Genomic DNA, 12,362 nt, shown 5'->3' with positions numbered 1-12,362 from the left:
AACAAGAGGCTTATCAACAGTAGCAGTGCTAGCCTTTATTTATAAAGCTGTTTTAAACGATAGCACTGCATGGTTTTTTTCAAAGCAAAAATTTATGATTTTGTATAAGACGGATATACGATTGAGAGTATTATGGCATTTCAGTTAGGTGATGATGACGTCCAAAGTATGAATGAGATGAACCTCATTCCACTTATTGATATCATGTTGGTATTGATGATTATCTTTTTATTGACAGCGACTGTTTTGAACCCAACAGTACCGCTTGATTTACCCAAGACCAGTGCGCCAATCAATGAGCAGCCACCTGAAGCAATACAAATCAGTATTGATAAAGATGCCGGTATTTTTTGGGATAGCGTTCCTATTAGCATAGAAGAGTTAGATACTCGTTTGCAGCAAGAAAGTGCTTCAGGCAAAGACCCTTCTATTCAATTGCGCGCGGATAAAGACAGCAAATATGATACGGTTGCGCAAGTATTAGCATCGGCAAGTCAAGCAGGTTTAAGTAAAATTGCCTTTGTTAATGAATAACAATGAAAAATAGGAGTCATTTACCATAGTTGGCTTTCTATATAATCAATCTCCTCCCGCTATTATTAAAAATAACTAAGATAATAATAAAAAATAAATATAATAACAATCTTTCTCTTCCGCCTTGCTTGGGTAACCTAGCGAGGTTTTTCTTATCCAGTAGATAAGGTCAGAGTGCTAAAGTTATCTTGAATAGGCTTAATCTTAGAAGTTCTTTAAGCTCTCTAATAGAGAGGTTGTAAATACCTCTCCATGAGATTGGTTGTAAAACTGATAGCTACAACGCTCCTCAAAGTGCTCACAGACTTCCTTGGCGAATTCTTTTTTACTCATCAGAGTAGGCGCTACTACTGGCATAGTGGTCTGCTCTGGAGAGTGACTAAAAGTGAGTCGTATTTGTTTGTGTTTATTATTGGATATATCTGCAAGTTGCGCTTTAGGAAGATTTTGATATGCCTGCCAATAGTTAATCATCTCTCCATTTTGCCACCAAAGTGATGGATCTGCACTGAAATACTGCTGATAAGCTTCAGGATGCTTGAACAAATTATATAACACAAACAAACCACCGTAAGAGTGTCCCCAAATGGCTTCTTGCTTCGGTTTCTCGCCCAACTGTTCATATACCCAAGGTTTAATTTCTTTTTCAATCAACGCATAAAAGTTTTCTACACCGCCGTTTAATCGCTCTCTACCTTCTTCTGTAAACGCATTGTTATCTGTAGTGTTGGCTAATAGTGGTGGGGTATAGTCATAAGCTCTGGCGTCAACATCAAAACGATAAGGCGTCTGATAGCCTATGAAGACCAAAGCGGGCGCTGATTTTTGTGGTGTGGATTTGGATAATAAGCGCAGCGTTTCTTTGTTTAAATCATCAATAGCCGCATTGCCATCAAGCATATAAAGCACTTTACTAGGAGTTTTTACAGAATTGTTAGAGAGTAGATGATCGGTTGTCTGCTCAGGAATAGCTAACCACACTTGATAATGACGAGGTTTTGCATAGGCTTGCAGCGTTTTCAATTGTGAATCGGTTAAGCTAGAGGAGGATAGTTCTGGTGCAGGTGCACTGAAGGTATGATATACGAAACGATACCCGATATCTTTGGCATGCAATAAGCTCATATCTACGGTCTTGGTCAAGTCAGGTTTAGCATAGCTTGGTGACATCATTACTCCTGCCATAGTTATCGTTATAATTGCAAGGCTTCCCTGAAATCTTGACATACTTATCCTTTATTATATTTAGTTTATTGAAAAAAGCCTTAGACATAGCGTTGCTTATATTGAAGCTGTAAGAGGATTAACAAATGCAGTTTATATCATTGATAATGATTGACAATTAGTTACAATATCGTAATAATAATGCATATGATAATCGTTATCAATAGTATTGCTTTCTAGTGGTTCTGTATTTCACAAAAATCCTTCTTATGAGATTAAATTATGTCACGTTCAACTCAGTCATGTTTCAGCAAAAACCTATTATCTAAAGTTTCTATTTTATCTATTGCACTATTATCTTTAGGGGTTGCAGGCTGTCAAAATACGATGTCATCATCTAGCGCAACGCCTGTATCTACCTCTAATGCTGTCACCACGGGTCTCATGAAAACTCAAAGTAACTATGCTGATACCCGTTATTTAACGATTGACGGCAAAGATTATCCTGTTTCTGAAAACTCTGCTCGAGTAGTCATCAATAAAGCGAAAAATGCACCAGAATTGGTCGCTGATATTTTTGATGGAAAAGGTAAAGTTGCAGTACCAGGCTATAAAGTGATGTTGATGGTTCGAACGAACTCAGTGGCTGCAGAAGGCAGAAAGCTAGATAATGGTAAAGTTATCGATAATCGCATGATCCATCGTGGCAGCAAAACTCTTGTTGGTATCCCTGTTGTCAATGGTCAAGCAAAACTTGATCAGGCACAATTATTAAATTTCGATATCATTTTTGACGATTTAACAACAGTCGTTGCAGAGGGCGAAGTGGTCAAACCACGTGGTACCAAACTAACCAAAGCAAATATACCAGTTACCAATAAAAAAGTGGTCGTACACTCTTTGACCTTACCTAACATTGCTAGCGGTGAGAGTGCAGGTGGTGGTGTTAATTTCGAAGCCAGTGCAACAGTAGATGGCAAAGTCATAAAAACTGGCGCTAATAGTGCTTTTAATATCTTTTATACCGCGACTAGTGATAATGCTAGAGGATTCTAGTTGTTGAGTGCTAACTGGTAAGAACAGACTCTGACTTCACTAGATGAAGCCAGAGTCGTTTCCGTTTAATCGTTATCTGTTTTTAAAACCACTAACAAACCCAATGGGTTATCTACTATTGCTTTAAGGAATTCTCACGTGGTTAATAATACCTCCAATCAATCCTCGCATTTCCGACTATCTCCGCTATGCTATTCTGTTTTATCGTTACTCTTTATGTCAGTACCAGCGACTGCTGCTGAATCACAAAATAATGCTGATTCAGAGCCTAGCACCACATTAGATACAATTGTCGTTACCGCAAACCCTTTATATGCCATTGATCCGAGTGAAGACAATAATTTATATAATGCCAATGTCGCGACGGTCGGCACCAAGATACCAGATTATCTAGAAAATATTCCACAGTCTATCAGTGTGATCACCCAAGCGAAAATCGATGACTTAAATCTTGATACCCTAGACCAAATTGCTAAGCGCACGACAGGCTTACGCGTCCTGCAAAATGATGATGGGCGCTCCTCTATTTTTTCTCGTGGTTATGAATATGACCAATACAGTATCGATGGGCTCGCCTCTCCAATGGCAAGTATCAATGGCACCTTGCCTAATTTAGCGGCATTTGACCGAGTAGAAGTCATGCGTGGTCCATCTGGCTTGTTTAATTCAGCGTCAGAGATGGGCGGTGTGATAAATTTGGTTCGAAAGCGTGGTGAAGCCGATGGCAAGCAAATCTTAGAAGCCAATGTTAGTAACCCAACAGGTTATGGCGTAACTGCTGATCTACAAGGCAGTTTAAGCGCCGATGACAGTCTGGTTGGTCGAACGGTCCTGCAATACAATCAGCGTGCTAATCCAGTAGTTGATGATATCGGCGGAAAAGACAATCAAAATAGTACGGTCTATGTCAGTGTTGATAAGCAATTGAATGATTCCAGCAAATTTGGTCTAGGTTATTTAATGCAAGATCGACAAATCACACCTAATAATGGTCTACCAACTTTTGCAGATAAATCATTAATATCTTTACCTCAAGATAAATTCTATGGCGCTAAATGGAATGACTTTAACAGTCAGAGCCATGATGTGTTTGCCGATTTTGAGCATCGTCTTGCCAGTGCCGGCGTCATAAGTGCCGGTATGCGCTACTCTGATCGAGAGGCTGATTATAATTATGCTTTTGCAGGAAGCGCCCTTGTAGACAATAAAACCAATGTTGCTGGTATTGGTGCAGATATTCATGAAACGTCACTTAGTGCTGATGTCAATCTAAGCCAACCTTTTAAGATTGGCAACCATCAAAGCGAATATGTCATTGGTGCTGACTATAAACGCTTTAAAACTGATAATGAGAATGCACGAACTCAAGCCTTGGGTAAAGGGCTCACAGTCGAACAAATCAACGATTTGAACGAAGTCAGTATTATTGAGCAAGCACGTCGCGGTGAGAAAGGTTTTGCCCTCGTACACACTGAAAATACGCTGAGTGAGACAGGTTTATATGGCAAAGTCAATTATAAACCTATCGATAAGTTAAGTTTAATCGCCGGTGGTCGTTTGAGTCACTATGAGATAGAAAGTGATGACAAGATTAGCAATGCTAATGCCAGTACTGACAGTAGTAGCAAAGCCACCGGCTATGGGGCTGCTGTGTATGAGTTGACGCCAAATATCAACGCATATGGTAGTTATACCCAAGTATTTACCCCACAGTATGTCGCCAATAAAGACGGTGAGTTACTAAAGCCGCGTGAAGGCGATCAAATAGAAATCGGTCTAAAAGGACATTGGCAAGATACCTTATCTGCAAGACTAAGTGCCTACCGTCTGACCGATGAAAATGCTGCTGCTCCTACAAAAGATGGCGATCAAGTTGCATTAGGTAAACGTCAAATGCAAGGCGTAGAACTAGAAGTTAATGGCGAGATTATGCCGAATTTGCAGGTATCTGGCGGTTATAGCTATCTAGATAGTGATATTAAACAAGCATCAAGTGATAGGGATGATGGCATTTTCTTACTAATGCCAAAGCATTCTGCGAACCTTTGGGTAAGCTATGAAGCGGATAATTGGCTTGCTCGTCCATTAACAGTAGGATTGGGTGTCAACGCCGTCGGTGAGTTTTCTTCCTCTCAAGGTATCAAAGCAGATTCTTATAATACTTGGGATGCAATGGTCAGTTATCCATTTAATGATCAGCTCACCGGACAGTTAAACGTCTATAACCTCTTTAACAAAGACCATTATGTCCGCGTCGGTTCACTCAATACCTTTAATATTCCGGGTGATGAGCGTGAAGTAAAAGCGTCATTGTCTTATAAATTTTAGAAATAGTCATGGCTTGTTAGGTTACAAGCCTAATAAATGAGGCGCATTGAGTGGATCAAGCGCCTTGTCTTTTTTATAAAACTAATTTTTTATAAAGGGTGCATTATGTCCCAAGTTTTTGATCAACATTATACAGACAAAGTGCCATTACCCGTGGCGGCTAAAATAAAGTTCATGAACCATATCAATGATGAACACCAAGATGAGCTGGCTATGTTTGTGGAGGCATTTGCTGACACTAAGCTCAGTAATGATGTAGCGGTTGTGGTGGCAGAGGTTTATAGCGATGGATTATTGCTCGAAGCAGCAGCTCAAAACTCAGAAAGTCTACCAAGTCATAAAGCTGAATCGTTGCCTGATGTGGTCAAGCAATTCTTTATTGAATTTGAAAATGTGATTGATGAAACGGTTACTTTGAAGTCGCAATATATCAACCTCTTGCAGGTGGCTTCAAAGAAACTTGGCAAGCAGGCGATAAAACAGCAAGAGCGTTATTTCACTGTGATTGATAGTTATTACGCCAGCCCGAATATGTATCGATTGGTCGTGATCGCGCCTGCTGACTCGCCACTGAATCATGCAGGATACGCTTATCTGTTTGAAATGAATACTGACATATCAAACAGTCATGAATCTGCTAATGCCTCTGATAACGCATCGGAGAGGTTACAACGTTATTATACCTTGCGAAAAGCATGGCAAGATGCAGGAACTCAGCGAATACATGGCTGGGTGGATACTTATATTCATGGTGACACGCCTGGTGGAAATTGGGCAAGAGCGGCTCAAGCTGGCACGCAGCTCAAAAGTGTTCGCGATTATCCTGAAAAGATTGCGCATTTAAATGACGGACAATGTCTGCTTATCTGCGACGAAACGTCTATACCAACAGTCGCTAACTTATTAGAAAATTGGCACAATCCAATAGCGCCAATCGTCATTGTCGTTACTCATGATGTGGCAGATAGAGCGTATTTACAAGATATCGAATTAAGTCAGACATTAGCACAGATAGATAATTTTAAAAAAGATAGTATAACGCATATCTTAAATACGCCAACCACCAATCTTCCTGATGCTGTCTTGTCAGTTATAGATACACGCTTAGAAGGCGCATCTATCGTTATAGAAAAGGTTTGGGGAGCGCTTGGAGCGTCTGATGCCAAAATATTAAAGCGTCAATTAAAGGCTAAGTTTGGTTTGTCTCGCCAAGATATGGTGATGAAAGTGTATTGGCGAGCGTCTTAAAAGGTGAGTATGAGTCGCTTTGAACTGTCCCGACTATATCGTAGGCTGTTTATTTAAGTTAGGCCGCTAGATCTAACGGATTGAGGTTATCATAATACTGTTTTTCAAACTCAAAAGGTGGCACATCATCAATAGCGCGATACTTAGTAGAAAATGCTTTCGCTTGTGCTTATATCTGGCTGAAATAATGAGTGTTCAACACGCCTAAATAAAAATAACCTTAGATTATAAAATAACAGTCATTCTATAAAACGGTCTAAATATGTCTGCACCAAAACCTTCCTTGTCCAATAAACCGATTGCCACTGATCGCGTGCGCTCTACTGATTTACCTGTTGCATGGATTATGATGCTTGGGTTGATTGTGGCGGTAGGGCCATTATCGATTGATATGTATCTACCAGCGTTACCATCAATGGCGGACGACTTTGGCGTATCAACTGCCTTTATGGCAAACTCCGTCCCTGCCTATTTTGTCGGCTTGGTATTTGGGCAGCTATTTTATGGTCCGTTAAGTGATCGTATTGGTCGGGTTAAACCCTTATATTTTGGTATGATTTTATATGTCATTGCTTCGATTGTGTGTGCCACCACAAGTAATGAATACGTATTGTTTGCTGGTCGTACCTTGCAGGCCCTTGGTGCTTGTGTTGGGGCGGTGGTTACCCGAGCTGCTATTCGTGATCGCCTGACTGCCAAACAAACCGCCAAAGCCTTTTCTATTATGATACTGGTAAAGGGCTTGGCACCAATATTAGCGCCGTCACTTGGCGCACTATTTTTGCAGTTCTTTAATTGGCACTCTATCTTTTGGTTTTTAGCCGCTTTTGGAACGCTTAATTTATTATTGACGAAGTTTTTCTTTTTTGAAACGCTCAGCGAAGAAAATCGTAATACGCGCCCTGCTAAGGAGGTGCTCAGTCAGTACTGGGACTTATTAAAAGACCCGGTGGTGTATCAGAAAGTATGCTGAGGTAATAAAGGAGAGTGACAGCCGAGGCAAGATGATATATTTGAGGTTATGAAGACACAAATAGATATCAACTGCCCCGACTGTCACAGTCCCAGTTTAAAGAAAAATGGCAAAAAAAGCTATGGCAAGCAAAACTACCAATGCAAAGCCTGCAAGCGTCAGTTCATTGGTGATCATGCCTTAACTTATAACGGCTGTCACTCTAGAATAGAAGATAAAATACGGCTAATGACAGTGAGAGGCTGTGGCATTAGAGACATTGCTATTATAGCCTCAGTTAGCATTGGTAAAGTGCTAAGCACCATAAGCTCATCCGTATATAAGATTGCGCCTAAGCAGAGCTACTATGAACGCTTAGAAGTTGATGAGTTCTGGACTTACGTGTATCGCAAGAAGCGTAAAGTCTGGCTCATCTACGCTTATGACCGTGCTACCAATGAGATTGTCGCTTATGTCTGGGGCAAACGTGATTTGAGAACGGCTAAGAAGCTAAGAGCACGTCTAAAGCAGCTCAAAGTCAGCTATGACTCTATTAGTATGGACAATTGTGATAGCTTTATAACGGCTTTTAAACCAGATCATAAGCGAGTTGGCAAACAGCATACGGTAGGTATAGAAGGTAATAACTGTCGCTTGAGACACCGATTACGTCGAGCGGTTAGAAAGACTTGTTGCTTCTCAAAAAAGCTTGATAATCACTTTAAAGTATTCGATCTGGTGTTCTTTTATGTCAATTATGGCTACGTCTGATGCCAGCATACTTTTTAGAACACCACCGAAAAAAGAAGAGCACCTCACTAATCTAGTGTCTTCGACTAAGAAATCAACAAAGTTATGAGCTGACCTTAGAAGAATTTATCATCAATATCTATTTAACGGTATACTCTACGAAACTATGACCCCTGCCGTCAAATCCGCCCAGTTAAACTTGGGAGATTTTAATTACGCAGCTCGACGATAATAATCAAACCACACCTGTCTTGGCAATCTATAGTTCAAACCCTTTTGAATTCCAGTTTAATTGTATTCAAGCTCAACATACAGCTTGTAAGACTTTACTAAACCTTATCAGATTATTATTTTAATAAGTAATTTCAGAAAAACTTATTTAATTGAGTTTATGTATAATTAAACAAATGTGCTTACCATACTATAATTTCCGTTTTCTGTACTGACCCCTATTAAAAAAGAAATTCTTATGAAAAAGCTTGCGGCTTGTCTTTGTTTTGCCATTGCTTGTATCTCTACTTCTCATGCTGAAACCATCGCTGGTTACAGCTTTGAAAAATACCCTGCTAAAATTTATAACGGTAAACAAGCACCCTTAAAATTAGGTGACTGGAGCTCTTTTCGTACTCGTCTGAAAGCAGCTCATAAAGATGGTGAGGTTAACTTTGCGGGTAACTATATCGTAACAACCTGGGGCTGTGGTACAAGCTGTGTGTCAGGGGCTATGATTGATAAACGTACTGGCAAAGTATACGATATCCCGCTAGGTGAAACTGAGGATAGTGTCACCCCTTATGAGAGTGGCGCAGAATGCTTCGCAGACGGTGCGGAACTTGATGACAACGAGCGTTTGGCTTTCTATCCTAATAGCCGCTTATTTATCAGCCGCAATTGTGAAGGCGAGAAAGTCAACGAAACCACCGGCAGACAACTGATCACCTATTATGTCAACATTTGGGATGAAAAGACCAAGACATTCAAACTAAAAAAGGTTCAGCAATCTAAACTCGTTAAAGTGGACTACAATCCATTTTAAACTAAATTTTTCCTGTACCTACCTTTTAAAGCCAAGTTTTTAGCCTAAACTTGGCTCATACCACCCCCTGCTTTTTTTAGATGCCTTACTTGGACTATCTTGACGAAAGAAATCAACCACCTCAACGTTGTAGTGGCACACTAAATTTGGACTGTATTTAGGAGGAGATATACTACACACAAAAAAGCCAGACAACCTAAGCTGTCTGGCTCTAAAATTTGAACGACTTATCTATGATTATGTTCCCGCCATACAGCATGTTCACATACCTCACAGCACCAACTCTCTTTTGCTCGCATATAAGGGATGTCTGCTGGTATCTGTAAAGGGCAAACATAGCCGCAGTACTCACAAAGCACATCATCTAAATAAGCAAAACACTCACCGATTATCTCGAACAGCACTTGTGGGCTAATCTTATACTCCTCACAGACGGTTTCGATATGAGCGATATAATCACTTTCGTTATCATATGACCAGTAATCCTCACAGATTCTTAGATCTCGTGCGTTCTGCGTCATATTCGGCTGAAGCTTTACACTCATCACATTCTCCTTAGTAGCCGCCATAGCCAGACTGCGGTAATAGCTCGTAAAGCTCGCTCTGAAGCTGACAACACATATCCTCAATCACATAGTCAAGACTGGCATCTAAGCCCTTCTGCACCCATACCCGCACCGCCATATCGTTATTAAAGCAGTGCTTCACTCCCAAGAAGCGTGCTAGGTTATAACCCGATGGAACGTAAAACTCACGCATCAATGCATTGGCGATAAGATTTGCTTCATCACTGATTGCACCGTCCCGTTTAAACTCGCTAAACAGCTCTTCATAATTGATAATTGTCATAGTGACGTCTCCTTGTCTGTTTGTGCATTAGAGCTATTTGTATTTGCTGCGCTGGTTAGCTTTTCCTTACTCGCCAGTAGCAAGTTATCCATCGCTGAGCCATCCTGACGGGTGATATCAGGCACATAGCGGCTATACACCCGAAACAGCATCTCAGTACTACTGTGACCCATCTGCCGGGCTATCCACTCAGGATTCTCACCAGCAGCGAGCCAAAGTGTCGCTGCGGTATGCCGAGTCTGATAAGCCCGCCGATGTTTAAGACCGAGTAGGGCAAGCGTGGGTTTCCATACCCGCCGGTTCACATTGCGGTACTCCATCGGATTGCCTTGTGAATTGCAAAACACAAACTCTGACTTACCAAAGGTGCGCGTCTTCTGCTCTAGCAAGGCATCATAGACCAACTGTGACATCGCAATATCACGTTGTGAACCTAACGTCTTAGTCGGGCCCATCTCACCATTTACTAATGCACCACGGATACTGATCTCACGCCGATCAAAGTTAATACAGTCCCACTTCAGTCCATCAATCTCACTGGTACGCATTCCTGTAAAAAAGCGAATGGTGTAGTAGGGCCTATAATCAGCTCGGACATGCTTTAAAATCAGCCATACTTCACTCAGTGTGAAAGGATTCACATCTGGACGAGCTTGCTTGAGATTCTTAATATTTTTATAAGGCATCTCAAACTCATGGCGATCAGACGCTTCTTCTAGTATCATACGAAGAAGTATCATGATCTGATTGATTCGTGCTACTGACAGACTTGACTGACCATCTTTACCGTAATGAACTTTGGCGAGGGAGCTACGGAAGGTCAGCAAGTCTGGTTTTTTTATGGCGTGTACTGCTTTGCCACCAAACTCAGGCAACAAGTACTTATCAAGAATAATCTTTATTTTTTGCCGATAGCTTGGCCGCCATTCAATCTTCTTCTCCTCATACCAAATCTCTGAAAACTGCCTAAAGGTAGGATTGCGACTGATACAAGCTTCCGCTCTATCAGCCAGTGCATTCATTTCCTGCGCTCGTTCACTCTTTGGGAAGTAAGTAGCGTAATCAAAGATACCTAGGGTTATTTCAGCTTCCATTTTTTTCAAGACTTGCGCTAATTTTTTACGATTAGCTGGATTGTCTTCTAAACTGGTTTTCTCTCGACAGCGCTTACCTAAGTAGCGGAAGTCTACGACCAGCTTGCCAAACCGTCCTCGCATAGTAGCCATAGTAATTCTCCTTTTATTACTGAAGTGCCATACCGTTGATGGCGCTCATAACTGGCTTACACATATCCTCTTCGATACGCTCCCATACGTACAAAATCTTGCGACCGCCGAAAGGACGAATGTAATGGATGTTTTCAATCAAAACGGTGTCTTTCATTTGATTGCGGATAGTACGTGCGTCGTACTTGATGCGTTCGGCTAACTCATCAGTTGTTAAATAAGTATTGCTCATAGTGTTTACCTCTTTTCAGTTATTAAGTCATTGCATTAAGTGATAGAATAGAAATTATTTTATCAGCCTTAAAAATGCACCTTTGAAGTATCAGCTGTTATTTACCTGCTTAGAGGTAATTAGTAACCGATTTGTGTACTATATTATCTTTTTACCTCAATGTAAAGCATTTTTACCCGAAAAGAGGTATTAATTATGATTGTGTCTAAACTTCCTGTAATTTTGGCAGAGAAAAAGTTGCGTGTAGCAGATGTTGTAAGAGCAACAGGTATGAGTAAATCAACCCTTCATAAGTTATACAATGAAGAGTCATCAAGAATTGACTTCAATACCATCGACCAGTTATGTGAGTTTTTAGATGTGCAGGTGGGTGACTTATTTATTTATAAGCCAAATAATAAAGATAATGAAGAGTCTTGAGGATCTACAAAGTTGAAAGAAATTCTCAGATGAATAATTGGTAGAGCCTTATATATATGACGTTCCAAGGCCTACAATTAAGGTTGGGGTTATTTTTAAAACTTACTTTTTCATGATTTGGTCACGTTTTGGTCACGCTATGAGCTCAACATACAAAAGCAGTAAAAAAGGAAAAGCGATGTTAAGAAAATATTTCTTAGCATCGCTTTTTATAAAGATAAGAATAATAAGTTGGGTTCAATTACGAAATCAGTGTTTATAGCGTGGGCACGAAATGGTCACGTTTTGGTCACGGTGCTGATTTTTGAGCTTTTAATATGTTAGATAAACTTAGCAATTAGACTGAATAGCTCATGCTGAAAAACGCTACAGCCCTTAAAAATCGGACAAAAAAAAGCCTCACTGTTAAGTGAGGCTTTTTAAGTATTTGGAGCGGGAAAAGAGATTCGAACTCTCGACCCCAACCTTGGCAAGGTTATGCTCTACCACTGAGCTATTCCCGCTAATGATCAATTAACTATCGTCAGTTGATGAAGGCGTATTATACGCAGTTTTATTTACCTGTCA

At 40.5% G+C, this 12,362-nt stretch carries 12 protein-coding genes, 1 tRNA gene and 1 pseudogene; 8 read left to right on the top strand and 6 right to left on the bottom strand.

Going from position 1 to position 12,362, the window contains the following annotated elements:
• The first annotated feature begins 132 nt into the window (after nt 1-132).
• Nucleotides 133-534 (top strand): ExbD/TolR family protein, encoded by a 402-nt coding sequence (locus tag JFC07_RS03895; protein WP_198328170.1) that lies wholly within the window; start codon nt 133-135, stop codon nt 532-534.
• Nucleotides 535-738: 204 nt separating this feature from the next.
• Here JFC07_RS03895 and JFC07_RS03890 read toward each other — a convergent pair whose 3' ends face one another.
• Nucleotides 739-1,761 carry an alpha/beta hydrolase gene (locus JFC07_RS03890; RefSeq protein WP_191692368.1) on the bottom strand — a complete coding sequence of 341 codons (1,023 nt, stop codon included), beginning with the start codon at nt 1,759-1,761 and terminating at the stop codon, nt 739-741.
• Between the two features lie 219 nt (nt 1,762-1,980).
• Here JFC07_RS03890 and JFC07_RS03885 point away from each other — a divergent pair, with 219 nt between their 5' ends.
• From JFC07_RS03885 to JFC07_RS03860, 6 genes and pseudogenes are all read left to right on the top strand, one after another.
• On the top strand, nt 1,981-2,754 hold the full coding sequence (locus JFC07_RS03885) for a hypothetical protein (RefSeq protein ID WP_198328169.1): 774 nt from the start codon (nt 1,981-1,983) through the stop codon (nt 2,752-2,754).
• Between the two features lie 138 nt (nt 2,755-2,892).
• Nucleotides 2,893-5,082: a TonB-dependent siderophore receptor gene (locus JFC07_RS03880; protein ID WP_198328168.1), complete on the top strand. Its 2,190-nt coding sequence runs from the start codon at nt 2,893-2,895 to the stop codon at nt 5,080-5,082.
• Between the two features lie 105 nt (nt 5,083-5,187).
• The gene (locus tag JFC07_RS03875; RefSeq protein WP_198328167.1) at nt 5,188-6,330 is read left to right on the top strand and encodes a siderophore-interacting protein; all 1,143 of its coding nucleotides are present in this window, start codon (nt 5,188-5,190) and stop codon (nt 6,328-6,330) included.
• A 262-nt stretch (nt 6,331-6,592) separates the two neighbouring features.
• A pseudogene (locus JFC07_RS03870) lies at nt 6,593-7,276 on the top strand (MFS transporter); the annotation flags it as partial.
• Between the two features lie 75 nt (nt 7,277-7,351).
• Nucleotides 7,352-8,053 carry an IS1 family transposase gene (locus JFC07_RS03865; RefSeq protein WP_198328166.1) on the top strand — a complete coding sequence of 234 codons (702 nt, stop codon included), beginning with the start codon at nt 7,352-7,354 and terminating at the stop codon, nt 8,051-8,053.
• Nucleotides 8,054-8,501: 448 nt separating this feature from the next.
• A complete protein-coding gene (locus JFC07_RS03860; RefSeq protein ID WP_198328165.1) occupies nt 8,502-9,068 on the top strand; it encodes a hypothetical protein in 567 nt (188 codons plus the stop codon).
• 227 nt (nt 9,069-9,295) lie between these two features.
• Here JFC07_RS03860 and JFC07_RS03855 read toward each other — a convergent pair whose 3' ends face one another.
• The 4 genes from JFC07_RS03855 to JFC07_RS03840 are packed head-to-tail and all read right to left on the bottom strand — an operon-like array spanning nt 9,296 to nt 11,375.
• Nucleotides 9,296-9,613: a hypothetical protein gene (locus JFC07_RS03855; protein WP_225211731.1), complete on the bottom strand. Its 318-nt coding sequence runs from the start codon at nt 9,611-9,613 to the stop codon at nt 9,296-9,298.
• 10 nt (nt 9,614-9,623) lie between these two features.
• Nucleotides 9,624-9,917, bottom strand: coding sequence for a hypothetical protein (locus JFC07_RS03850; RefSeq protein ID WP_191692377.1), 294 nt, complete (start codon nt 9,915-9,917; stop codon nt 9,624-9,626).
• Nucleotides 9,914-11,143 (bottom strand): site-specific integrase, encoded by a 1,230-nt coding sequence (locus JFC07_RS03845; protein WP_198328164.1) that lies wholly within the window; start codon nt 11,141-11,143, stop codon nt 9,914-9,916. The genes JFC07_RS03850 and JFC07_RS03845 overlap by 4 nt, the downstream gene beginning before the upstream one ends.
• A 16-nt stretch (nt 11,144-11,159) precedes the next feature.
• The gene (locus JFC07_RS03840) at nt 11,160-11,375 is read right to left on the bottom strand and encodes a hypothetical protein (protein WP_011513303.1); all 216 of its coding nucleotides are present in this window, start codon (nt 11,373-11,375) and stop codon (nt 11,160-11,162) included.
• Between the two features lie 195 nt (nt 11,376-11,570).
• Here JFC07_RS03840 and JFC07_RS03835 point away from each other — a divergent pair, with 195 nt between their 5' ends.
• Entirely contained in the window at nt 11,571-11,795 is a 225-nt protein-coding gene (locus tag JFC07_RS03835; RefSeq protein WP_105245245.1) for a helix-turn-helix domain-containing protein, read from the top strand.
• A gap of 428 nt (nt 11,796-12,223) precedes the next feature.
• On the opposite strand, the gene JFC07_RS03830 is transcribed toward JFC07_RS03835, so the two are convergent.
• Nucleotides 12,224-12,298 (bottom strand) — tRNA-Gly (locus JFC07_RS03830).
• Nucleotides 12,299-12,362 lie beyond the last annotated feature (64 nt).

The organism is Psychrobacter faecalis (genome assembly GCF_016107575.1).
GTDB classification, from domain to species: Bacteria; Pseudomonadota; Gammaproteobacteria; order Pseudomonadales; family Moraxellaceae; genus Psychrobacter; species Psychrobacter faecalis.
Note: the sequence above shows the minus strand (reverse complement) of the source record. Positions and strands in the feature narration are given on the sequence as shown.